The sequence below is a fragment of the Rhodococcus sp. 14C212 genome (assembly GCF_011058195.1).
Lineage (GTDB): Bacteria > Actinomycetota > Actinomycetes > Mycobacteriales > Mycobacteriaceae > Rhodococcus > Rhodococcus aetherivorans.
Genome location: NZ_JAALEH010000021.1, coordinates 1 through 22,084, shown reverse-complemented (window position 1 = coordinate 22,084; position 22,084 = coordinate 1). Strand labels below are relative to the sequence as shown.

General features: G+C 71.4%; 20 protein-coding genes. 7 read left to right on the top strand and 13 right to left on the bottom strand.

Annotated features, from left to right (window positions below; translation table 11 throughout):
• Positions 1-63 precede the first annotated feature (63 nt).
• The 3 genes from G6038_RS12005 (at position 64) to G6038_RS11995 (ending at position 3,355) form a co-directional block, all read left to right on the top strand.
• On the top strand, positions 64-303 hold the full coding sequence (locus G6038_RS12005) for a hypothetical protein (RefSeq protein WP_165037898.1): 240 nt from the start codon (positions 64-66) through the stop codon (positions 301-303).
• 45 nt (positions 304-348) lie between these two features.
• Positions 349-537, top strand: coding sequence for a hypothetical protein (locus G6038_RS12000; RefSeq protein WP_165037896.1), 189 nt, complete (start codon positions 349-351; stop codon positions 535-537).
• Between the two features lie 91 nt (positions 538-628).
• Positions 629-3,355, top strand: a complete 2,727-nt coding sequence (locus G6038_RS11995) for a LuxR C-terminal-related transcriptional regulator (protein ID WP_206024609.1) — start codon at positions 629-631, stop codon at positions 3,353-3,355.
• A gap of 90 nt (positions 3,356-3,445) precedes the next feature.
• Here G6038_RS11995 and G6038_RS11990 read toward each other — a convergent pair whose 3' ends face one another.
• From G6038_RS11990 to G6038_RS11970, 5 genes are all read right to left on the bottom strand, one after another.
• Positions 3,446-5,743 (bottom strand): polyribonucleotide nucleotidyltransferase, encoded by a 2,298-nt coding sequence (locus tag G6038_RS11990; protein ID WP_165037894.1) that lies wholly within the window; start codon positions 5,741-5,743, stop codon positions 3,446-3,448.
• A 369-nt stretch (positions 5,744-6,112) separates the two neighbouring features.
• Complete coding sequence (rpsO, locus tag G6038_RS11985; protein WP_003935677.1) at positions 6,113-6,382, bottom strand: 30S ribosomal protein S15; 270 nt, start codon at positions 6,380-6,382, stop codon at positions 6,113-6,115.
• 133 nt (positions 6,383-6,515) lie between these two features.
• On the bottom strand, positions 6,516-7,928 hold the full coding sequence (locus G6038_RS32070; RefSeq protein ID WP_165037892.1) for a WS/DGAT domain-containing protein: 1,413 nt from the start codon (positions 7,926-7,928) through the stop codon (positions 6,516-6,518).
• A 591-nt stretch (positions 7,929-8,519) separates the two neighbouring features.
• Positions 8,520-8,861, bottom strand: a complete 342-nt coding sequence (locus tag G6038_RS11975) for a YciI family protein (protein WP_165037890.1) — start codon at positions 8,859-8,861, stop codon at positions 8,520-8,522.
• 170 nt (positions 8,862-9,031) lie between these two features.
• On the bottom strand, positions 9,032-10,003 hold the full coding sequence (locus G6038_RS11970) for a bifunctional riboflavin kinase/FAD synthetase (protein WP_165037888.1): 972 nt from the start codon (positions 10,001-10,003) through the stop codon (positions 9,032-9,034).
• Positions 10,004-10,098: 95 nt separating this feature from the next.
• Between G6038_RS11970 and G6038_RS11965 the strand changes: the two genes are divergently transcribed.
• The 4 genes from G6038_RS11965 to G6038_RS11950 are packed head-to-tail and all read left to right on the top strand — an operon-like array spanning position 10,099 to position 13,363.
• The gene (locus G6038_RS11965; protein WP_165037887.1) at positions 10,099-11,010 is read left to right on the top strand and encodes a metal ABC transporter substrate-binding protein; all 912 of its coding nucleotides are present in this window, start codon (positions 10,099-10,101) and stop codon (positions 11,008-11,010) included.
• A complete protein-coding gene (locus G6038_RS11960) occupies positions 11,007-11,768 on the top strand; it encodes a metal ABC transporter ATP-binding protein (RefSeq protein WP_165037885.1) in 762 nt (253 codons plus the stop codon). Before G6038_RS11965 ends, G6038_RS11960 begins: the two co-directional genes overlap by 4 nt.
• Entirely contained in the window at positions 11,765-12,652 is an 888-nt protein-coding gene (locus G6038_RS11955; protein WP_165037883.1) for a metal ABC transporter permease, read from the top strand. The genes G6038_RS11960 and G6038_RS11955 overlap by 4 nt, the downstream gene beginning before the upstream one ends.
• A 9-nt stretch (positions 12,653-12,661) precedes the next feature.
• Entirely contained in the window at positions 12,662-13,363 is a 702-nt protein-coding gene (locus G6038_RS11950) for a metal-dependent transcriptional regulator (protein WP_346772803.1), read from the top strand.
• Positions 13,364-13,423: 60 nt separating this feature from the next.
• Here the strand turns inward: G6038_RS11950 and truB are convergent, their stop codons facing one another.
• From truB to infB, 8 genes are all read right to left on the bottom strand, one after another.
• A complete protein-coding gene (gene truB / locus G6038_RS11945; RefSeq protein WP_165037881.1) occupies positions 13,424-14,332 on the bottom strand; it encodes a tRNA pseudouridine(55) synthase TruB in 909 nt (302 codons plus the stop codon).
• Positions 14,333-14,370: 38 nt separating this feature from the next.
• Positions 14,371-15,078, bottom strand: coding sequence for a 4'-phosphopantetheinyl transferase Npt (gene npt, locus G6038_RS11940; protein WP_165037880.1), 708 nt, complete (start codon positions 15,076-15,078; stop codon positions 14,371-14,373).
• The gene (locus tag G6038_RS11935) at positions 15,075-16,094 is read right to left on the bottom strand and encodes a metallophosphoesterase (RefSeq protein ID WP_346772802.1); all 1,020 of its coding nucleotides are present in this window, start codon (positions 16,092-16,094) and stop codon (positions 15,075-15,077) included. The genes npt and G6038_RS11935 overlap by 4 nt, the downstream gene beginning before the upstream one ends.
• Positions 16,091-17,425 (bottom strand): MATE family efflux transporter, encoded by a 1,335-nt coding sequence (locus G6038_RS11930; protein ID WP_346772806.1) that lies wholly within the window; start codon positions 17,423-17,425, stop codon positions 16,091-16,093. Before G6038_RS11930 ends, G6038_RS11935 begins: the two co-directional genes overlap by 4 nt.
• Before the next feature lie 86 nt (positions 17,426-17,511).
• Positions 17,512-18,495, bottom strand: a complete 984-nt coding sequence (locus tag G6038_RS11925; protein ID WP_165037876.1) for a bifunctional oligoribonuclease/PAP phosphatase NrnA — start codon at positions 18,493-18,495, stop codon at positions 17,512-17,514.
• A 7-nt stretch (positions 18,496-18,502) separates the two neighbouring features.
• Positions 18,503-18,961, bottom strand: a complete 459-nt coding sequence (gene rbfA / locus G6038_RS11920; RefSeq protein ID WP_165037874.1) for a 30S ribosome-binding factor RbfA — start codon at positions 18,959-18,961, stop codon at positions 18,503-18,505.
• A 59-nt stretch (positions 18,962-19,020) separates the two neighbouring features.
• Positions 19,021-19,311: a DUF503 domain-containing protein gene (locus G6038_RS11915; RefSeq protein ID WP_029543284.1), complete on the bottom strand. Its 291-nt coding sequence runs from the start codon at positions 19,309-19,311 to the stop codon at positions 19,021-19,023.
• Positions 19,312-19,416: 105 nt separating this feature from the next.
• On the bottom strand, positions 19,417-22,084 hold a 2,668-nt coding region (gene infB / locus G6038_RS11910; RefSeq protein WP_165037872.1), incomplete at its 5' end, for a translation initiation factor IF-2.

Here is a 22,084-nt window from a genome sequence, read left to right as displayed (position 1 = left end):
CGGATTCACTCGCGGCCGAATGTCAGGCGTACCCGCGTCCCGATCGAACGAAGTGGATCGACGATGACCGCACACACTCCCCCTACCGTCCGGACCCGCTCGCAGAACGCGACGTCGCGCAGGGACGGTGCGTCCCGCCACGACCTGCCCTGGCCGCTGCCGATTCCCGCCGTCGTCCTCGGCGCCGCAGCGGCCGCCTCGGTACCTGTGGGGGCGTACACCGGCTCCGTTCTCGCCGGCGTCCTCACTGCGGCGGCGACGACTGCGGCCCTGGCGTCCGCCGCGTTGATGATCCGGGCCTGACCCTCGGCCCTCGACGACCCCTACCAGAAGCTCGTAAAGGACCCCATGAGCACACGACAGGCCGCGGGTGGCCGCGTCCCGACCGGCACGATGACCACCGAAGAGATCAAGACCCGGATCCTCGCGATGTTCGACTACGGGAACGACACCTTTCCCGGGTCCGACCGCGCGGCGGGGGAACCGTCGCGGGCGCCGGAGGGCGGTCGATCCGTCACCGGCTCGCCGGGCGCGTGACCCGGCGTCCGATCCGCGTCCGTTCACCGCGGACCACCGAACTTGTCCCGTGACGAGGGCACCGGCCGCCGCGCAGGACTACTCTCGCCCCATGACGGGGCCACCGGCCGGCGCGCAGGACGAGCATGTTCCCACGTTGTCGATGGTGCGCTGTCTCGTGCCCCGGCTTCCCGACCGGGTGGTGCGGCGCGCGCGACTCGAACGCATCCTCGAAGACGGGGTGAACGCCGGCACCGTGCTCGTGTCGGCGCCGGCCGGGTCGGGCAAGACACTGTTGCTGGCATCCTGGGCTGCGGCACACCCCGGGCCTGTGGCATGGCTCTCGGTGGAATGTGAGGACGCCGAACCGACGCAGTTCTGGAGCCGGGTCCTGGACTCGCTCCGCGCCGTCGGCGGGTTCCCCGCCGATTCGTTGCTGGCGACGATGCGGGTCCCACCCAGTTTCGACCCCCGCTTCGTCTCCGTGTTCGCCGATGCGTGTGGCCGGCTTCCCCATCCCGTCGTCCTGGTGCTGGACGACATGCACCTGCTCGCCGGGACGCCGGCCGTGGAGTCGCTCGCGGCGGCCGTCCGCAGGGGACTCGGTAACGTGCGACTGGTGATCGCCACTCGCAGCGATCCGGCGTTGCCCCTGCAACGGCTCCGCCTGAGCGGTCAGCTGACCGAGATCCGATCGGAAACGTTGCGGTTGGATGCCGCCGAGGCGAAACAGCTACTGGCCGACCACGATGTCATCCTCGAACCCGCTCAGATGCAGACCCTCCTCGCCAAGACCGAGGGATGGGCAGCCGGCCTGCGGCTCGCGGCCCTGTCGCTCCGGACCTCGAACGATGTGGGGGCCACCGTGGAGGCGCTTGCGGGGGACGAACGGTCGGTCGCCGACTACTTCGCGGAAGAGGTTCTGGCCAACCAGGATCCGGCACTGCGCCGGTTCCTGCTCGACACGTGCGTCGTAGGACGGATTTCGGCCGAACTGGCCGACACCCTGACCGGGCGCACGGACGGCCAGCAGTTTCTGGTCCGGCTCGAACGGGACAACCTCTTCGTCGTCGCGTTGAACCACCGGCGGGCGTGGTACCGCTATCACCAACTGTTCGGAGACCTGCTGCGACACCGCCTCAAGACCCAGGATCCCGAGCGCCGCCGCGTGTTGCACCGGCGTGCCGCCGGGTGGTTCGCAGACCACGGCGAACTCCTCGAGGCGGCCCGCCACCTGCGCGCCGCCGAGGACTGGCTCGGACTTGCCCGATTCGTCCTGCGAGCGGCGGGAGCGGAGATCCTGGGCCCGGAGCGTCCGGCGCTGGTGGCACTGCTGCGGGACGCACCTGCCGACCTGGTCGGGGGGCATGCCGAGGTGGCAGCGGCCGCCGCGGTCGCCGCGTATGCCGAGTACGATCCGGTCGGCGTCGCCACCCACATGGCCCGCGCCCGCGAGTTGCTCGATCCGCTCCCACCCGCCGACGCGCGGCTCACCGAGACGGTCCTGGTCACTCTCGATGCGGTGCTCGCCTGGATGAAGGCAGATCCGTCGCGGCAGGTCGGTGCCGCACGAGAAGCGATCCGACAACTCGAGGGGGTCTCACCGGCGGACATGCCGGCCGCGCCCGTGTACCGGATCGCCGCCGGCACCGTCCTCGCGATGGGCAAGCTGTGGTCCGGAGAGCTCGACGCCGCCGAGGCGATGCTCGCGTCCACGATATCGGCGCTGGCCGCCAGGTCGGCGATGACTCCGGTACTCGCGCTGCACCTGCACGGCAACACAGCCGTGCTGATGGCGATGGCCGGCCGGTTGCGGGCGGCACGCAGAGAGGTCGATCTCGGGCTGGCGGTCGCCGACGAGCTGGGATGGACCTTCCTGCCGCCGTCGGCCACAGCGCTGCTGGCCGAGTCCATGATCCGCCTGCTCGAGGCGGACATCGAGGCCTGTTCGGTTGCGGTCGAGCGGGGACACACGAGCCTGGGCGAGTTCCGCGACCGCTACACCGAAACCAGCTTCGGGCTCGTACAGGCACGGCTCGCCCTCACGGCGGACAACCCGCCGACGGCACGGGCGCACCTGGGGCAGTTGCGGCAGCGCATGTCCGACTGGGCCATCCCGCGCTTCCTTGCCGAGTGGTACGAACTCGTCGAGGCAGAGATTCTGCTGGCCGAAGGACGGGCCCACGAGGTTGCGGCGCTGCTGTCCGCCGAGAAGGGACGACCGGACCTCGCGCGCCCCGGCGCGCACCGTGTGGTCCTCGTGGCGCGGTCGTACCTGGCGACCGACGAACCGCGCCGATGCCTGGAACTGGTGGCACCGCTGCTCGGGGGAGCGCCGATCGACAACGGGCCGACCGTCGATGCCTGGCTGCTCGCCGCACTCGCACACGATCGGCTGCGCGGGGACGGCGAAGCCGAGGTTGCCCTGGCACATGCCCTCGCGGTGGCCGCACCCGAAGGAATCGCGCGGCCGTTCCTCCTGGCCGGTGACCGGGTCCGAACACTGCTGGAACGACACAACCGCGTCGACGACGCCCACCACGATTTCGTCTCGATGCTGATCGGCAAGCTGGGCGGGACTGCCCACCGGTCCGAGGCCCCACAACTGCTCGAGCCGTTGACCACTCGCGAACGGGCTGTGCTCCTGCTCCTGCCCACCATGATGAGCAATGCCGAGATCGCCGACGAGCTCTTCGTGTCCGTGAACACCGTCAAGGCACATCTGAAGTCTCTGTACCGCAAGTTCGGTGCCACGAGTCGCCGCCAGGCGGTGGTGCGGGCGCGGGAACTCGGACTGTTGTCGGGCGCCGGCACCCCGAGGACACCAAGGGGGTCGTAGCACGCGCCGCGCCGGCGGGAGAACGCGCGACCGCCCGCGCCCCGTCCACCCAGAGGACAGACGGAGACACGGGCGGGCGGAAGCCGAGTGTCAGCTCTCGGCGGTGTCGCCGGACTCGGCCGGAGCCGCGGGTGTCTCACCCGAGGCGTCGGCGGTGTCCTCGTCGGGCACCGGCACCAGGCTGATCTTGCCGCGGTTGTCGATGTCGGCGATCTCCACGCGGATCTTCGAGCCCACGTTGACGACGTCCTCGACCTTGGCGATGCGCTTGCCGTTGCCGAGCTTGCTGATGTGCACGAGGCCGTCGCGGCCCGGCAGCAGCGAGACGAACGCACCGAACGCCGTGGTCTTGACCACGGTGCCCAGGAAGCGCTCGCCCACCTTCGGCAGCTGCGGGTTCGCGATGGCGTTGATCTTGTCGATCGCGGCCTGCGCGGAAGGGCCGTCGGCGGCACCGACGTACACCGTGCCGTCGTCCTCGATGGAGATGTTCGCGCCGGTCTCCTCGGTGATCGAGTTGATCATCTTACCCTTGGGGCCGATGACCTCGCCGATCTTGTCCACCGGCACCTTGATGGTGGTGATCCGGGGAGCGAACGGGCTCATTTCGTCCGGGGTTTCGATGGCCTCGGCCATCACCTCGAGGATGGTGGCGCGGGCGTCGTGCGCCTGCGACAGCGCCCCGGCGAGCACCTGCGACGGGATCCCGTCGAGCTTGGTGTCGAGCTGCAGCGCGGTGACGAAATCCTTCGTGCCGGCCACCTTGAAGTCCATGTCACCGAACGCGTCCTCGGCGCCGAGGATGTCGGTCAGCGCGACGTAGCGGGTCTCACCGTCGACCTCGTCGGAGACCAGACCCATCGCGATGCCCGCGACCGGGGCCTTGAGCGGCACACCGGCGTTGAGCAGCGAAAGCGTCGAGGCACACACCGAGCCCATCGAGGTGGAGCCGTTCGAGCTGAGCGCCTCGGAGACCTGACGGATCGCGTAGGGGAACTCCTCCTGGCTGGGCAGGACCGGGATCAGGGCCCGCTCGGCGAGGGCGCCGTGGCCGATCTCGCGGCGCTTCGGGGAGCCGACGCGGCCGGTCTCACCGGTGGAGTACGGCGGGAAGTTGTAGTGGTGCATGTACCGCTTGCTGGTCTCGGGACCGAGCGAGTCGATCTGCTGCGCCATCTTCACCATGTCCAGTGTGGTGACACCCATGATCTGGGTCTCGCCACGCTCGAACAGCGCCGAGCCGTGGGCCCGGGGCACGATCGCGACCTCGGCGGACAGGGCGCGGATGTCCGTGATGCCGCGGCCGTCGATGCGGAACTTGTCCCGCAGGATCCGCTGCCGGACCAGCTTCTTGGTGAGCGAGCGGAACGCCGCGCCGATCTCCTTCTCGCGGCCCTCGAAATTCGGGGCCACCTGCTCGAGGACCTCCACCTTGACCTCGTCGGTCCGCTCGTCGCGCTCCTGCTTGCCGGCGATGGTCAGCGCCTCGGCCAGCTTGGTCGACGCTGCGGCCTCGACGGCCTCGTACACGTCGGTCTCGTAGGCCGGGAACACCGGGAAGTCACCGGTGGGCTTCGCGGCCGCGGCGGCGAGCTGCTGCTGGGCGACGCACAGCCGCGCGATGAACGGCTTGGCAGCCTCGAGGCCCTCGGCGACGACGGTCTCGGTCGGTGCCTGCGCACCGCCGGCGACCAGCTCGACGACGTTCTCGGTGGCCTCGGCCTCGACCATCATGATCGCGACGTCGGCGGTCTCGGGGTTGTCGCCGCCACCCACGATGCGGCCCGCGACCACCATGTCGAACACGGCATTCTCGAGCTGCTCGACCGTCGGGAACGCGACCCACTGGCCGGTCTTGTTCTCCTCGGAGGTGATCAGCGCGACCCGCACGCCGCCGACCGGGCCGGAGAACGGCAGGCCGGCGATCTGGGTGGACGCCGACGCGGCGTTGATCGCGACGACGTCGTACAGGTCGTTCGGGTTCAGGCTGAGCACCGTCACCACGACCTGGATCTCGTTGCGCAGGCCGTCGACGAACGACGGGCGCAGCGGGCGGTCGATGAGGCGACAGGTCAGGATCGCGTCGGTGGAGGGCCGGCCCTCGCGACGGAAGAACGAGCCGGGGATGCGGCCCGCGGCGTACATGCGCTCCTCGACGTCCACCGTCAACGGGAAGAAGTCGAAGTGCTCCTTGGGCTGCTTGCTGGCGCTCGTCGCCGACAGCAGCATGGTCTCGTCGTCGAGGTACGCGACGACGGAGCCGGCGGCCTGCTGGGCGAGGCGGCCGGTCTCGAAACGAATCTGGCGGGTGCCGAAGGACCCGTTGTCGAGGACTGCGACGGACTCGAACACGCCCTCGTCGATCTCGACTGCTGAATTGCTGGTCATCTCTACTCTTCTCTTCCCTCTCGTCTTCGCCGTACCCGCGCGGGCGCCACAACCCTCGTGGCTGCGGCTGCGCACCGATCGCCCGTGCCCGCGTCTCACGGGCCGAGCGTGCGGAGGCGGTCGTCGATCGAAACCGTCCGGACCGGGTCCGGAAGGTCACTACCGAAGACCGACACCTTCGGTGCATACGGTTCCGCGGGCGGTGTCGCCGTCCGCGGGTGCCGCTGCCGGTGTCCGGTGGGCACGTCACCCACCTCCGGCCGCACAGCGGCCAAACACCGATAGCCAACGAGGCTCAGTCTAAGCATTGCCTCGTTGGCTATCGGAAAGATCAGCGAACGCAGAGCGCGTCGTCGCTTCGCTGCGCTCCTATCGGCGCAGACCCAGACGCTGGATCAGCGAACGGTAGCGGTTGACATCGACCTTCTCGACGTACTTGAGCAGCCGGCGACGACGACCGACCAGCAGCAGCAGGCCGCGGCGGGAGTGGTGGTCGTGCTTGTGCTGCTTCAGGTGCTCGGTCAGGTCCTGGATGCGCTTGGTGAGCATCGCGACCTGCGCCTCGGGCGATCCGGTGTCGGTCTCGTGGAGGCCGTACTCGCCGAGGATCTGCTTCTTCTGCTCGGTGGTCAATGCCACTGGGATACTCCTGATCGATGACGTCCGCGCGCTTCGTGGAACGGGCCGAGGCCCGTCGGTGCAGCCACCGCGAACCGCAGCACACACCAGCGGATGAGCGTACCAGAGGTGCGCGCGCCGTCCCCGACCGCCCTCAGCGGTGGGATCCGGTGCCGGATCGGCGGCCGCCGGTGGCCTCGATCACCTCGGCGAACCCCTCCTCGAGGAGGGTCGCGTACCGATCGAGGTCCGGCATCAGCAGCGGCGAGCTCATGACCGTGACGGCGAGCGATTCGCCGGCCCGGCTGAAGGAGTGCACCAGACCCATGCCCGGCCGGAGGGACTGGATGCCTGCGACGAAACGGAACGTTCCGCCGCCGTAGGTCCAGCCGGCGTCGGCGCCGCAGTCGACACTGGTGACCGCGGTCTCGGCGGGTGCCGCGACCCCGCCCGCCGACGCCGCACGGTCGCGCCGGTCCGCCACCCGGCGGTACAGCGGATACGGCACCGCACCCGCACCCGCGAGGCGGCGCAGCACCTCGGGGGACGTCGCGACCCGCCGTTCGCCGGCGAGCGCGTCGGCCACGGCCGCCACCCGGTCGCGGGGATCGGCGACGTCGGTACACAACGGAACAATCGCGGCAGTCAGCCGATTGACGCCCAGCGCGGCACCGGCCGCGCCGAGCGCGACCGGAACCGCGACGTGGGCATCGACGACGGGCCGGCCGCGCTCGCCGAAGTAGCGCTGCATTGCGAGGGACACCGCCGCCACGCCCATGGCCGTCACGGTGTAGGTCCGGCCGACGAGACTGCCGAGGTCGGGGCGGACGATCCGGATCACCCGGTCGGGCCCGGGAGCCCGGGCGAGCACCGCTGCGGACCGCGCCGCCGGAAACGGGACCGCCGGGGTGTCCGCGGACCGCGCCGACGCCGCGCGCCGCACCAGGACCGCGCCGAACTGCAGGTACCAGCGGGCGAAGCGCGCGACACCCGAGACCGCTGCGGCGACGTGGTGCGGTCGCGCCGCCGCCGGCGCCAGGCCGGGAACGCGCAGCGGGTGCCCGTCCGCGCCGAACAGCGCGCCGAGGAAGGCGGGCAGCGCCGAGCCTGCCATCACGGCGTGACTGACCTGCAGCACGACGACCGTCACGGTCGCCGCCGGATCGTCCGGGTCGGACACCGCGACGAAGACGTGCAGGCGCCACGCGCACCGCCGGACGTCCAGCGGGTCCGCGCAGAGGTCGGCGATGGCGTCGATGCACGCGGTGAACGAGCCGCCGGCCCACTCGTGGTACTCGATGCGCTGCTCGGGCGGCAGTTGCGCCCGCACCCAGTACGGGTAGTCCAGCCGGCCGGGCGCCTCGACGATGCGCCGGTCCAGCACGGTCACCAGATGCGCCCGGGAGCGCAGGTGAGCGGACGCGTCCTCGGGGCCGCGGATCGCACCGTCCCGCTCGTCGAACACGACGAATGCGGACCAGTCGGTCGGCCGGCCCGATTTCGACTCGTAATAGTTGGCGGCGTCCGCCCAGGTGAGGCGCGCGTGTCGCCAGTGACGTATCGACACACCGGGAATTGTCCCCGATCGGGGCGGGGCCCGGGCCGGAACGGCCCCAGGCCGTGTTGATCACGTCGGCACGCGAATGTCTTCGAGGACCGCGGCCGTCATCGCGGTGTCGTTCACGTTTTCGCCGGTGACGACCATGCCCAGCGGCCTTCCACGCCTATCCGCGACCAGATGCACCTTTGGTCAGCCCGCCACGGGACCGGACGACCGCGGGACCGGACTATCGCGGGATCAGGCGGCTCGGCCCGCGGATTCCTGTGATTCGGCAGAGCCCGCCGCGTCCCGGGCAAGGGTGGTGCCGTGCTGATGCACGCGTGCGATCGCCGAGTCGATCGGCACGATCCAGTCGATCCTGCCGACTGCGTCGGCCTGCTTCCGCCCCCGGCCCCCGGCAGCTTCTCCCAGGTGCCGTCCTCCGCCCACCGGTTGAACAGTGTGTGGTCGTCATGAACGGGTCCAGGGCGCCCCCGAGCGAGCGAGCCGGTCGCGGTGCACGTGGCGGCGGTGCCGGTCTTGCCACCTGTGGACGGCGTTGGGGCGCGAAGGGGTGCGGCCGAAGCCGAATGCGATTCCCGGGAGGTCGAACCCCCGTCAGCTGGCGGGATCGTACTGGAATGCGCGCACCTCCTGCGCGCACCGGCAGGCCACCGCGATCTTCGCAGCCCATTCCAGTGCCGCCTCGCGGGAGGGCAACTCCAGTACCGCGTAGCCGCCTTCGAGCTGCTTCGTCTGCGGGTACGTGCCCTCGGTCACCGTGCCATCCCCATCGACCAGGACCGGCGGAACGCTCTCGTCGATTCCACCGCCGAACACCCAGACGCCGGCGTCCTTCGCCTCCTCCACCACCGCGTGCGCCGCATCCGACACTGCCTGCAGACCCTCGTCGGGAACGACCATGGCGCCACTCGGGAACGAGATCAGGTACTTCGTCATCGCGTCGACGCCTTCTTTCCCGTTTCAGGGATCGGACCCATCCTTGCCGACGCGGGCGCGCTGCGCACAAGACTTGCTCCCCCACCCCCGACGGGCGGAACAGGCCTGCTCCACCACCGCGCTCACCGCGGCGGCGACACCGCGGGCATCGAGCACGTGGTCGACACGCCCTAGCCGCGAGCGCGCTCGAGCACCTCGCGGGCCCGCTCGGCGTCGCGGTGCATCGCCGAGATGAGGGCCTCCACCGATTCGAACCGCTCCATGCCGCGCAGCCGCTCGACGAAGTCGACCGCGACGTGCTGGCCGTACAGGTCGGCCTCCTCGTCGAGGACGAACGCCTCCACGGTGCGGGTGCGCCCGGAAAAGGTCGGATTGGTGCCCACCGACACGGCGGCGAGGTACCGCTCCCCCGGCGTGACGGTGCCGAGCCCCCCGCTACCCGGGCCGAGGACGGTGAACCAGCAGGCATAGACGCCGTCCGCGGGAATGGCCGAGTACATGGGCGGCGCGACGTTCGCGGTGGGGAAGCCGAGATCGCGGCCGCGGCCGTCCCCGTGCACCACGACGCCCTCGACGCGGTGCGGGCGGCCCAGCGCGTCGGCCGCGGCGGCGACGTCGCCGGCGTCGACGCACGAGCGGATGTAGGTGGACGAGAACGTCACCGCATGTTCGCTGAGCAAGGTCAGGCCCTGAACGGCGAAGCCGAAGCGCTCACCGATGGTGCGCAGCAGGTCCACGTTGCCGGCGGCCTTCTTGCCGAAGGTGAAGTTCTCGCCCACGACGACCTCGGCCACGTGGAGCCGCTCGACGAGGATCTCGTGGGCGTACCGCTCCGGGGACAGCTTCATGAACTCGGGGGTGAACGGCATGACGCAGAAGACGTCGATGCCGAGTTCCTCCGCCAGTTCGGCTCGCCGCGCCAGGGTCGTGAGCTGCGCCGGGTGACTGCCCGGCCGCACGACCTCCATCGGGTGCGGGTCGAATGTCATCAGGGCGCTGGCCGTGCCGCGTTCCTTCGCCGACTTCACCGCCCGCGCGATCAGCTGCTGGTGCCCGCGGTGCACACCGTCGAACACCCCGATCGTCAGGACACAACGACCCCAATCCGCAGGAATTTCGTCGAGACCTCGCCATCTCTGCACAAGCGCAGCCTACGACCCGGCGCCCGGACGGTCATCTCCGGCTCGCCCGGGACGTCGCATGGACAACGCCGACAGCACACCGCCATAATTTCGGTATGCCGAACATTTTCGTTGGACTCCGCAAAATTGCCGTGGTGTTCGCGGCCGCGGCGGTCCTGGCGGGCTGCGGCTCGGCGCAGAGTTCCGACGACGATCGTCCCCTGGTGCTGACCACCTTCACGGTGCTCGCGGACATGGCCCGCAACGTCGCCGGGGAACACCTGCGGGTCGAGTCGATCACCAAGGTCGGCGCCGAGGTCCACGGCTACGAGCCCACTCCGGGCGATCTGCGCTACGCCACCCGGGCCGACCTCGTCCTCGACAACGGCCTGGGCCTCGAGCGCTGGTTCGAACAGTTCCTCGCCGACACCGACGCCGCCCACGCCGTCCTCAGCGAAGGCGTCCCGCCGCTGCCGATCGGCGAGGACGCCTACGCGGGGCGGCACAACCCGCACGCGTGGATGTCCCCGTTGGCGGCCCAGACGTACGTCGACAACATCGCCGCCGCGTTCGCCGAGCTCGACCCCGAGCACGCCACCGACTACGCCGCCAACGCCGCGGCGTACCGCGCCGAACTGCAGGCGGTGCACGAACAGCTCGTCGCCGACCTGGCCGTGCTGCCACCGAATCACCGAGCGCTGGTCACCTGCGAGGGCGCCTTCAGCTACCTGGCCCGCGACGCCGGCCTGAGCGAGGCCTACCTGTGGGCGGTCAACGCCGACCAGCAGGGCACCCCGCAGCAGATCGCCCGCACGGTCGACTTCGTCCGGGCCAACGCCGTGCCCGCCGTGTTCTGCGAGTCCACCGTCTCGGACAAGGCCCAGCGGCAGGTCGCCGAGGACACCGGTGCCCGGTTCGGCGGAACGCTGTACGTCGACTCGCTCTCCGAGCCGGACGGCCCCGTGCCGACCTACCTCGAGCTGCTCCGGCACGACGTCCGCACCATTACCGAAGGGCTGCGCCCATGACCGCGACACCCGCCCCCGCACTGGCCGTCTCCCGCCTGAGCGTGCACTACCGCACCGTCACCGCCCTCGACGGCGTCGACCTGACCCTCACCACCGGCCGGGTGTGCGGGCTCGTCGGCACCAACGGCTCGGGCAAGTCGACCCTCTTCAAGGCGATCATGGGCATCGTGCGACCGAGCGCCGGCACCGTGGCCATCGGGGGCGCCGACACCGTCACCGCCCGCAAGGCCGGAGCCGTCGCGTACGTGCCGCAGAGCGAGGCCGTCGACTGGGACTTTCCCATCAGTGTGGGCGAAGTCGTGATGACGGGCCGCTACGGCCACCAGAACTGGCTGCGCCGGCCGCGGCCTGCCGATCACGCCGCGGTCCGGGCCGCGCTCGAACGGGTCGACATGGCCGGCTACGCGCACCGGCAGATCGGGCAGCTCTCGGGCGGTCAGCGCAAGCGGGTCTTCGTCGCCCGTGCCATCGCCCAGGGCGCTCCCCTGCTGCTGCTCGACGAGCCGTTCGCCGGGGTGGACAAACGCACCGAGGCGGCGCTGACCGGCGTGATCCGGGATCTCGCCGGCTCCGGGCACACGATCCTCGTCGCCACCCACGATCTCGCCGGGCTGTCGACACTGTGCGACGAGGCCGCACTGCTGCAGCGTCGCATCCTCGTCCACGGCGCCCCGGAGGAGGTGCTCCGGCCGGAGAACCTCGCCCGCGCCTTCGGCGTCGATCCCCTGGCCCCCCACGTTCCCCAGGAGGCGCTATGAACCTCGTCGAACTGATCGTCGAACCGCTGCAGTACGGCTTCATGCAGCGTGCGCTCGTCGTCGCGGTGGCCGCCACGGCCGTGTGTGCCCTGCTCAGCTGCTGGCTCGTGCTCATCGGCTGGTCGCTGATGGGCGACGCCGTCTCCCACGCCGTGCTGCCGGGGGTGGTACTGGCCTACCTGGTGGGGGCGCCGTTCGCCCTGGGCGCGTTGCTGTTCGCCGGGGCCGCCGTCGCCCTGATCGGGCTCGTGCGCAGCACCACCAAGGTCAAGGAGGACGCCGCGATCGGCGTGGTGTTCACGACGCTGTTCGCCCTCGGCGTCGTCCTGATCTCCAAGAACCCGAGCCAGGTGGACCTGCACCACGTGCTCTTCGGCAACCTGCTGGGCCTGGCCACCGAGGACATGTGGCAGGTCACCGCCCTCGCGGTAATGGTGCTCGTCGTGCTGATCGCCAAGCGCCGCGACCTGACCCTGTTCGCGTTCGACCGGGGGCAGGCCCACGCCCTCGGGATCTCCCCGGCCCGGCTGTCCGCCCTGTTGCTCGCTCTCCTCGCGGTCACCATCGTCGCCGCCATCCAGGCCGTCGGGGTGATCCTCGTCGTGGCGATGCTGATCATCCCCGGCGCGACGGCGTACCTGCTCACCGAACGGCTGTCGCGGATGCTGGTGCTCGCCCCCACCCTGGCTGCGCTGACATCGGCGGCCGGGGTGTACGTCAGCTACTACACCGACGCCTCCACCGGCGGTGTCGTCGTGCTGGCGCAGGCCGTCGTGTTCACGGTGGCCTACCTCTTCTCGCCGCACCAGGGACTGATCACGGGGGCGCTGCGACGGCGGGCGCGGCTGCGCGACGCGGATGAATCCGCGGTGAGACTTGCCTAAGCTGTCCCCGTGGGCGAGAGAAGCGGGACGACCGAGGTGGCGACGGCGGACACGCTGACGCCGGTCGCGCAGGACTACCTCAAGATCATCTGGACCGTGCGGGAATGGTCGGGCGAGAAGGTCTCGACGAAGCTGCTCGCGGAGAAGCTCGGGGTGTCGGCGTCGACCGTCTCCGAGGCCGTCCGCAAGCTCGCCGATCAGGGCCTCGTCGACCACGCCCGCTACGGCGCGATCTCCCTCACCGAGGCCGGGCGCGCGGCCGCCGTGGCCATGGTCCGCAAGCACCGTCTGCTCGAGACGTATCTGGTCCAGGAACTCGGCTACGGCTGGGACGAGGTGCACGACGAGGCCGAGGTCCTCGAGCACGCCGTCTCCGACCGCCTCGTCGCCGCCATCGACGCCAAACTCGGCCATCCCGAGCGGGACCCGCACGGCGACCCGATCCCGGCGGACGACGGCACGATCCCCACTCCCCCGGCCCGGCAGCTCAGCGCGTTCGTCGACGGCGAGCACGGCCGCGTCGCCCGTATCTCGGACGCGGACCCGGCGATGCTGCGCTACTTCGACGACGTGGGCATAGCCCTCGACACCGACATCCGGGTCGTCGAACGCCGCGACTTCGCGGGCACCGTCTCGGTCCGCATCGGCGGCGACGGCGGCACCACGGTCGACCTCGGGCATCCCGCGGCCGACGCGATCTGGCTGGTGTAGGCGGCTGCGCCGCCGGTGTGTCCTTCGAGCGGCGGGAGCAGCCCGAAGAAGGACACACCGCTACATGGTGGCCGGGCGCACGACGAACACCGCCGAGGCCCGCTTGCCCTTCTCCTGCAGCAGCGCCGCGGCCCGGCCGGACGGGTCGATCGCCGCGTACACACCGGGAATTCCCACCGGATCCAGCCACCGGCCGTTCGCCAGCAGTCCCGCCTCCGCTTCGGTGACGTCGCGGCACGGGAACGCGGTTCGGACGGCTGCGTCGATGTCCAGGCTCACGGTCGGACTCTCCTCGAGCTGGGCAAGGGTGCGGGCGTGCTCGAGCCCGAAAGGGCCGACCCGGGTGCGCCGCAGCGCGGTCAGGTGCGCGCCGACACCCAGCGCGGTCCCCAGGTCGCGGGCCAGCGCCCGGATGTAGGTGCCGGACGAGCACTCCACCTCGACGTCGAGATCGACGAACTCGTGCGAGGTGGTCCGCCGGGACAGCACCTCGAACCGCGAGACCGTGACCGGCCGGGCCGCCAGTTCGACGGCCTCCCCCTCGCGCATCCGGGCGTAGGCGCGCTTGCCGTCGATCTTGATCGCGCTGACGCTCGCGGGCACCTGGGAGATCTCCCCCGTGAGCGCGGCGACGGCCGACTCGATCGCCTCGTCCGCGACGGCGGAGGCGTCGGTGGTCGCGAGCACCTCGCCCTCGGCGTCGTCGGTGACGGTGCTCTGCCCGAGCCGGATCGTCGCCGAATACGCCTTGGTCGTGAGGGCGAGCAGGCCCAGCATCTTCGTCGCGCGCTCCACCCCGAGCACGAGCACGCCCGTCGCCATCGGGTCGAGGGTGCCGGCATGACCGACCTTGCGGGTGCCGAGCAGCCGCCGGCAGCGGGCCACCACGTCGTGGCTGGTCATGCCCGGGTCCTTGTCGACGACGAGCAGGCCGGCACGGGCGAGGGCGGGGTTCTCGGAGGCAGACACGGGGCCCGATTCTGCCACCTGCCGCGGCGGCCCCGGTGTCAGCGCACGACGATCGCGGTGAGCACCAGCCCGTCGGCGATCAACCACCGCCCGTCGAACGCCGACAGCGGCGCACCCTGGCGGGTGTCGCCGGGTACGAGCAGGTCGGAACGGAACGTACCCGACGCGGACGCGCCCGGTACGGCGGCCGCGCCGTCGCGCTCGAACGTGATGTGGGCGTCCTCGAAGCCCAGCCAGCGCCCGGTGAGCGGGAACCACGCCTTGTAGGTGGCCTCCTTGGCGCAGAAGAGCAGGCGGTCCCAGTGCAGGCTCGGCTCGGTGCCGGCGAGCCAGGTGCGCTCCTGCGGCAGGGACACCGCCTCGAGCACCCCGTCGGGCAGGGGGCCGTGCGGTTCGGCGTCGATCCCCAGCGACCGCACCTGCAGCGCGTAGGCCAGGACGGCGCCGCGGTAGCCGTCGCAGTGGGTGAGGCTGCCGACAACTCCCCGCGGCCATACGGGCGCCCCCTTGTCGCCCTTGAGCACCGGCCCGGGCTCCATCCCGAGCTGGCGCATGGCGAGCCGTGCGCAGTGCCGCGCCCCGGCGAACTCCCGGCGCCGCTTCTCCACCGCACGGGCGACGAGCGCCTCCTCCTGCGGGTGCGGCCGCAGGCCGGGCGGGTCCTCGAACAACTCAGCGGCGGCGATGCCGTCGGGCAGGATCCGGGTGATCAGCCCGGTGCGGGTCGAGGTCGTCGGGTCGGTCATCGCAGCTCCCCAGCGCGCCCGGCGCGCGTGTCCTGTGCGGTGCGCTCAGCGCGCGTGTTCTGTGCGGTGCGCTCAGCGCGCGTGTTCTGTGCGGTGCGCTCGGCGCGCATCTTCTCGACTTCGGCTTCCATCTCGGGGGTCACCCGGAAGTGCCCACCCCACTTGTTCAGCGATCCCGGCGGATACTCCGGCACCGGCAGGATCTGGCGCAGCAGCGGCTCGGGCAGACCCCGGCGCTGCCATTCCCGTGGATAGCCGAGGGAGACCTCCTCGAAGCGGACGCCGTCGTAGTACGTGGTACGCGGGATGTGCAGGTGCCCGTACACGGCGCACAACGCGCGGTAGCGCAGGTGCCAGTCGGCGGTCTCGGTGGTGCCACACCACAGGGAGAACTCCGGGTAGAACAGCATCCGGGTGGGTTCGCGGACCAGCGGGAAGTGGTTGATCAGCACCGTCGGCAGCGCCGGGTCGAGGGCGTCGAGGCGCTTGCGGGTGTCGTCGAGCCGCACGCGGCACCACACGTCGCGGGTGACGTACGGGTCGGGCGAGAGAAGGAACTCGTCGGTGGCGACGACGTTGCGTTCGCGGGCGAGCGCCAGGCCCTCGGCCTTCGTCGTGGTGCCCTCGGGCAGGAACGAGTAGTCGTAGAGCAGGAACATCGGCACGAGTGTCACCGGCCCGCCCTCCCCGTGCCACACAGGATACGGGTCCTCCGGGGTGAGCACGTCGAGTTCGCGGCACATCGTGACGAGGTAGTCGTACCGGGCGGCGCCGTGCATCTGCACCGGGTCCTTGGCGGTGGTCCACAGCTCGTGGTTGCCGGGAACCCAGATCACCTTCGCGAAACGGCTGCGCAGCAGCGACAGCGCCCAGCGGATGTCGTCGGACTTCTCGGCGACGTCGCCGGCGACGATCAACCAGTCGTCCGGGGATTCGGGGTGCAGATCCTCGGTGACGGGGCGATTGCCTCGATGTCCGACGTGGATGTCGCTGACCGCCCAGAGTTTCCCCGTCACCGGTCCTCCCCTTCTGTCTCGTCCCGTACCGTCTCGCGCCGGATCTGCCGGTCCGCACCGGTCACGGCCCACCGCCCCGACCGGGTCCGCCAGACGACGGCCGCCATGCGGAACACGATGAACACCGTAAGCCCCGTCCAGATACCCGCGAGTCCCCAGCCCCACACCAGCGAGCACCAGACGACGGGCAGGAAGCCGAACAGCGCGGACGCGAGCGTGGCGGTGCGCAGGAAGGCGGCGTCGCCGGCGCCGAGAAGCACCCCGTCGAGCGCGAACACGACTCCGGCGGCGGGCATGAGCGCGACGAAGAACCACCAGGCGACGTCGATCTGCTCGAGGACCGCCGGATCGCCGGTGAACAGCGCCGGGATCGCATCGCCGCCGAGCAGGAACACCAGGGCCAGGCCGGTGGCGAACACCGTGGACCACGCGGTGATCCGCCACGCCAGGCGCTTCGCGCCGGACCGGGCCCCCGCCCCGAGCGCCGCACCCACCAGGGCCTGCGCGGCGACGGCGAGCGAGTCGAGGGTGAGCGCGACGAAGTTCCACAGCTGCAGCACCACCTGGTGCGCCGCGACGGCCGCGGCACCGAAGCGGGCGGCCACCGCGGCCGCGGACAGGAAGCACGCCTGGAAGGCGAGGCTGCGGGCGATCAGATCGCGGCCGAGGCGCAACTGCGCCACGATCACCGCGCGACGGGGCCGCAGCGGCACACCGGCCCGGAGCAGTGCCCCGACGAACAGGGCCGCGGAGAGGCCCTGTCCGGCGACGTTGGCGACGGCGGAACCGGCGAGTTCCCAGCGGGGGGCGCCGAGCAGGCCGTGCACGAGCAGCGGGCACAGCACCGCCGAGAGCGCGAGCCCGGCGAGCACGTACCGCAGCGGGCGGGCGGTGTCCTGCACGCCTCGCATCCAGCCGTTGCCGGCGAGCCCGACGAGGATCAGCGGCGCGCCGAACAGGGCGACCCGCAGCCACGACACCGCGGCGGCGGCGATGTCCGGGTCCCCGGCGATCAGCGCGGCCACCGGATCCGCCAGTACCTGCCCGACGAGCAGGATCGCGGTACCGACACCGAGCGCGAGCCAGGTGGCCTGCACGCCCTCGGCGACGGCGGCGTCGCGCCGGCCGGCGCCGTGGAGGCGGGCGGCGCGGGCCGTGGTCCCGTAGGACAGAAAGGTCAGCTGGGTGCTGACCTGGGCGAGGACGAGGCCGCCGATGGCGAGGCCCGCGAGCGCGAGCGCGCCGAGCCGGCCGACGACGGCGAGGTCGAACAGGAGGTACAGCGGCTCGGCGGCGAGCACCCCGAGGGCCGGCACCGCGAGCCCGAGGATGCGCCGGGCGGTGGCCTCGGGAACGACGTGCGGGGGCGCGTCCGGTTCCGGGCCGGCGGTGTCCCGCGGCTGTGGCGCCGGCACCGTCAGTCCAGCGCTGCGCGCAGCGCCGTGACGACCCGGTCGCGGTCGCCGTACGCGGTGTATCCGGAGGCGAACCGATGCCCGCCGCCGCCGAGGGCGGTGGCGGCGACGGAGACGTCGATGTCGTTCTTCGAGCGCAGGGACACGGTCCACACGTCCGGGCCGCACTCCTTGAACACGGCGGCGACCTCCGCTTCGGCGGTGGTCCGGACGATGTCGATGACGCTTTCGACCTCCTCGGCGCCGAGGTGCGCCGAATCGGCGCGCAACACCGTCGCGTGGACGAGTCCGCGTCCGCCGGCGGCGTCGGGCACGAGCGTCGCCGACGCGAGCACCTTCGCCAGCATCGGCAGCCACCCGAAGGGATGCGTGTCGAGGAGCCGTCGCGTGATGGCGGCCCCGTCGATGCCGGTGGCCAGCAGGCGCTCGGCCAGACGGTGCCCCCCGGCGCGTCCCCACCGGAACGAGCCGGTGTCGGTGACCAGCCCCGCGTACAAGCAGTGGGCGAGGTCCGCGTCGATCTCCACGCCCCACTCGTCGAACAGCTCGGCGAGCACGGCGGTAGTGGATTCGGCGGCCTCGTCGATCAGGTTGTGGGTGCCGAACCGGGTGTTGGAGCGGTGGTGGTCGATCACCAGGGTGCGCTTCGCTCCGGCCAGCCGGTCCGCGAGATGCCCGAGCCGGCCGGCCGTGCCGCAGTCCACGGTGACGAGCAGGTCGACCTCGCGGCGCACCTGCCCGGCGGGCACCCGCAGGTGCCCGCCGGGCAGGTCGCGCATCGAGGCGGGGACGGCCGCCGGGGACGCGAACGCCACCTGCACCGGAATGCCGCGCCGCTCGAGCACCGTGCCGAGCGCCAGGCCGCTGGCGAAGGTGTCGGCGTCGGGCTGGACGTGGCAGAGGATCGTCACCGAGGTGGCGTCCTCGAGGAGCGCGACGGCGTCGCGCAGATCGACCGCCGTGGCGGCCTGCATCGACTCGGCCATCGGTGCGCTACAGGTCGTCACCGTCGTCGGGACGCGCCCGTGGTTCCTTGTAGGGATCCGGCTCGCCGGCGGGAGCGGCGCCCTCGCGGGCCTTGGCGAGTTCCTCGTCGGCGGCACGTGCCCGTTCGAGAAGTTCCTCCATGTGCCGGGCGGTGTCCGGCACGGTGTCGGTGACGAACGTCAGGGTGGGGGTGAATCGCACCCCGGTGCCCGCGCCGACCTTCGAGCGCAGCACGCCCTTGGCCTTCTCCAGGCCTGCGGCGGCCGCGGCCAGGTCGGGTTCGGTGTCCAGGTCCTCGCCGCGGACGGTGTAGTAGACGGTGGCGTCGTGCAGATCCGCGGTGACCTTCGCGTCGGTCACGGTGACGAACGTCAGCCGCGGATCCTTGATCTCGTGATCGATGGCCGTGGCGACGATCGTGGCGATGCGCTTGGCCAGTCGACGTGCCCGTGCTGGATCGGCCATGTCAGTCGGTTCCTCTCCCCGGCCGCCGGCGGCGACCACATGTTGTTCCCCCGGTCCGGTCAGTCCTCCGGACCGAAAATTCTTCGCCGTACGGAGAGCAGCTGCAACTCCGGGCGGCCGGCGACGAGCCGCTCGCACGTGTCGAGCACCTCGTTGAGATAGGGCACCGCCGACGCGGCCACCGCCACGCCGATCTCGGCGCGACGGTAGAGGTCCTGGTCGCCGGTCTCGGCGGCGCTGACCGCCATCCGCCGCAGCTCGGCGAGCACGGGCCGGATCACGGACCGCTTCTGCTTGAGCGAGCGCACGTCACCGAGCAGGACGTCCAGTTCCAGTGCCCCGAGATACATCCACCCTCCGGTGTCGTCCGGTGCCGGTCCTCCGGCACGCCGACGGCGGCGGGCGATCATCTCGCCCACCGCCGCCGACGAGGCCGTCGGTTGTGTCCGGCTGCGTCAGTCGCGCGGCTTCTCGCGCAGCTCGTACGCCTCGATCACATCACCGATCTTGATGTCGGAGTAGGTGACCGTCAGACCGCACTCGAAGCCTTCCCGCACCTCGGTCACATCGTCCTTCTCGCGCCGCAGCGACGAGATGGTGACCGTCTCGGCGACCACGTTGTTGTCGCGGAGCAGACGGGCCTTCGCGTTGCGCTTGACGACACCCGACTGGACCATGCAGCCCGCGATGTTGCCGACCTTGGACGACTTGAAGATCGCCCGGATCTCGGCGCGGCCGAGCTCGACCTCCTCGTAGATCGGCTTGAGCATGCCCTTGAGGGCCTTCTCCACCTCGTCGATCGCCTGGTAGATGATCGAGTAGTAGCGGATGTCGACGCCCTCGCGGTTGGCGAGCTCGGTGGCCTTGCCCTCGGCGCGGACGTTGAAGCCGATGATCACAGCGTTCGACGCGGCGGCCAGGTTGACGTTGGTCTCGGTGACACCACCGACACCGCGGTCGATGACCCGCAGGCGCACCTCGTCGCCGACCTCGATGCCCATGAGGGCCTCCTCGAGGGCTTCGACCGTACCGGCGTTGTCGCCCTTGAGGATGAGGTTGAGCTCGTTGTGCTCCTTGAGCGCGGCATCGAGGTCCTCGAGGCTGATCCGCTTACGGCTCTTGGCGGCCAGCGCGTTGCGCTTGCGCGCATTGCGGCGGTCCGCGATCTGCCGTGCGATGCGGTCCTCCTCGACGACGACGAGGTTGTCACCGGCGCCGGGCACCGAGGTGAAGCCGATGACCTGGACCGGACGCGACGGAAACGCCTCGAGGACGTCGTCGCCGTGCTCGTCCACCATTCGGCGGACACGGCCGTACGCGTCGCCCGCGACGATCGAGTCGCCGACGCGCAGCGTGCCGCGCTGCACCAGGACGGTGGCCACGGGGCCGCGGCCGCGGTCGAGGTGCGCCTCGATCGCGACGCCCTGCGCCTCCATGTCCGGGTTGGCCCGCAGGTCGAGGGACGCGTCCGCGGTGAGCAGCACGGCCTCGAGCAGCTGGTCGATGTTCAGGCCCTGCTTCGCCGAGATGTCGACGAACATGGTGTCGCCGCCGTACTCCTCGGTGACCAGGCCGTACTCGGTGAGCTGCTGGCGGATCTTCTGGGGGTTCGCACCCTCCTTGTCGATCTTGTTCACCGCGACCACGATCGGCACGTCCGCGGCCTGCGCGTGGTTGATCGCCTCCACCGTCTGCGGCATGACGCCGTCGTCGGCCGCGACCACGAGGATCGCGATGTCGGTCGACTTCGCGCCGCGGGCACGCATGGCGGTGAACGCCTCGTGACCCGGGGTGTCGATGAAGGTGATCAGCCGGTCTTCGCCGTTGAGGTGGGTCATCACCTGGTAGGCACCGATGTGCTGGGTGATGCCGCCGGCCTCGCCCTCGCGGACGTTGGCCTTGCGGATCGTGTCGAGCAGGCGGGTCTTGCCGTGGTCGACGTGACCCATGACGGTCACCACCGGCGGACGCTGCACGAGATCTTCCTCGGTGCCCTCGTCCTCGCCGTAGGTGATGTCGAACGACTCGAGCAGCTCGCGGTCCTCGTCCTCGGGGCTGACGACCTGAACGTTGTAGTTCATCTCCGAGCCGAGCAGCTCGAGGGTCTCGTCGTTCACCGACTGAGTGGCCGTGACCATCTCACCGAGGTTGAACAGCGCCTGGACCAGGGCCGACGGGTTCGCGTCGATCTTCTCCGCGAAGTCGGACAGCGACGCGCCGCGGGCGAGACGGATGGTCTCGCCGTTGCCGCGCGGCAGCCGCACACCGCCGACCGACGGTGCCTGCATCGAATCGTATTCCTGCCGCTTCTGCCGCTTCGACTTGCGACCACGGCGCGGAGCGCCACCGGGACGACCGAAGGCACCCGCGGTTCCGCCGCGGCCACCACGGCCGGCGCCGCCGCCACCGCCACCGGGACGACCGCGGAAACCACCGGCGGCACCGGCGCCGGCACCGGCGCCGGGAGCACCGCCACCGCCACCGCGGTAACCGCCGCCACCGCCACCGCCGGCCGGACGTCCGCCGGGTGCGCCGGGACGCCCGGGACGACCGGTCGGGCCGGGACGCGCAGCACGCTGCGGCATCGCGCCCGGATTCGGACGCGGGGGCATCGAGCCGGGGGACGGCCGGGGACCGCCCTGGCCGGGAGCCGGACGGGGACCGCCGGGACCGGCCGCGGGGCGACCCTGACCGGGAGCCGGACGGGCACCGCCGGGACCGGCCGCGGGGCGACCCTGACCGGGAGCCGGACGGGCACCGCCGGGACCGGCCGCGGGGCGACCCTGACCGGGAACCGGACGCGGCGCGCCGGGACGCGGCGCGGGCCGCTCCGCGGGTGCGGACGAGTACGGATTGTTGCCGACGCGCGGCGGCTTCGGGCCGGGACGGGGACCGCCCGGCTTGGGGCCGGCGCTCGGAGCCTGCGGAGCCGGAGCCGGAGCCGGAGCCTGCGGGGCGGCGGGAGCCTGCGGAGCGGCCGGAGCCTGCGGAGCGGCCTGCGCGGCCGGAGCCTGCGGGGTGGCCGGCTTCGGGGCAGCCGGGCGCGGAGCGCCGGGCTTGGGGCCGGGTGCGTCGGGGCGCGAAGCCGGAGCCGGGCTCGGCGCGGGGGTTGCGGCCTCGGGC

Bases quoted from the DNA above. Each gene is read 5' to 3' on its own strand.
- G6038_RS12005 (WP_165037898.1), top strand. From the start codon at position 64: ATGACCGCACACACTCCCCCTACCGTCCGGACCCGCTCGCAGAACGCG.
- G6038_RS12000 (WP_165037896.1), top strand. From the start codon at position 349: ATGAGCACACGACAGGCCGCGGGTGGCCGCGTCCCGACCGGCACGATG.
- G6038_RS11995 (WP_206024609.1), top strand. From the start codon at position 629: ATGACGGGGCCACCGGCCGGCGCGCAGGACGAGCATGTTCCCACGTTG.
- G6038_RS11990 (WP_165037894.1), bottom strand. From the start codon at position 5,743: ATGACCAGCAATTCAGCAGTCGAGATCGACGAGGGCGTGTTCGAGTCC.
- G6038_RS11975 (WP_165037890.1), bottom strand. From the start codon at position 8,861: ATGACGAAGTACCTGATCTCGTTCCCGAGTGGCGCCATGGTCGTTCCC.
- G6038_RS11965 (WP_165037887.1), top strand. From the start codon at position 10,099: ATGCCGAACATTTTCGTTGGACTCCGCAAAATTGCCGTGGTGTTCGCG.
- G6038_RS11960 (WP_165037885.1), top strand. From the start codon at position 11,007: ATGACCGCGACACCCGCCCCCGCACTGGCCGTCTCCCGCCTGAGCGTG.
- G6038_RS11955 (WP_165037883.1), top strand. From the start codon at position 11,765: ATGAACCTCGTCGAACTGATCGTCGAACCGCTGCAGTACGGCTTCATG.
- npt (WP_165037880.1), bottom strand. From the start codon at position 15,078: ATGACCGACCCGACGACCTCGACCCGCACCGGGCTGATCACCCGGATC.
- G6038_RS11925 (WP_165037876.1), bottom strand. From the start codon at position 18,495: ATGGCCGAGTCGATGCAGGCCGCCACGGCGGTCGATCTGCGCGACGCC.
- rbfA (WP_165037874.1), bottom strand. From the start codon at position 18,961: ATGGCCGATCCAGCACGGGCACGTCGACTGGCCAAGCGCATCGCCACG.
- G6038_RS11915 (WP_029543284.1), bottom strand. From the start codon at position 19,311: ATGTATCTCGGGGCACTGGAACTGGACGTCCTGCTCGGTGACGTGCGC.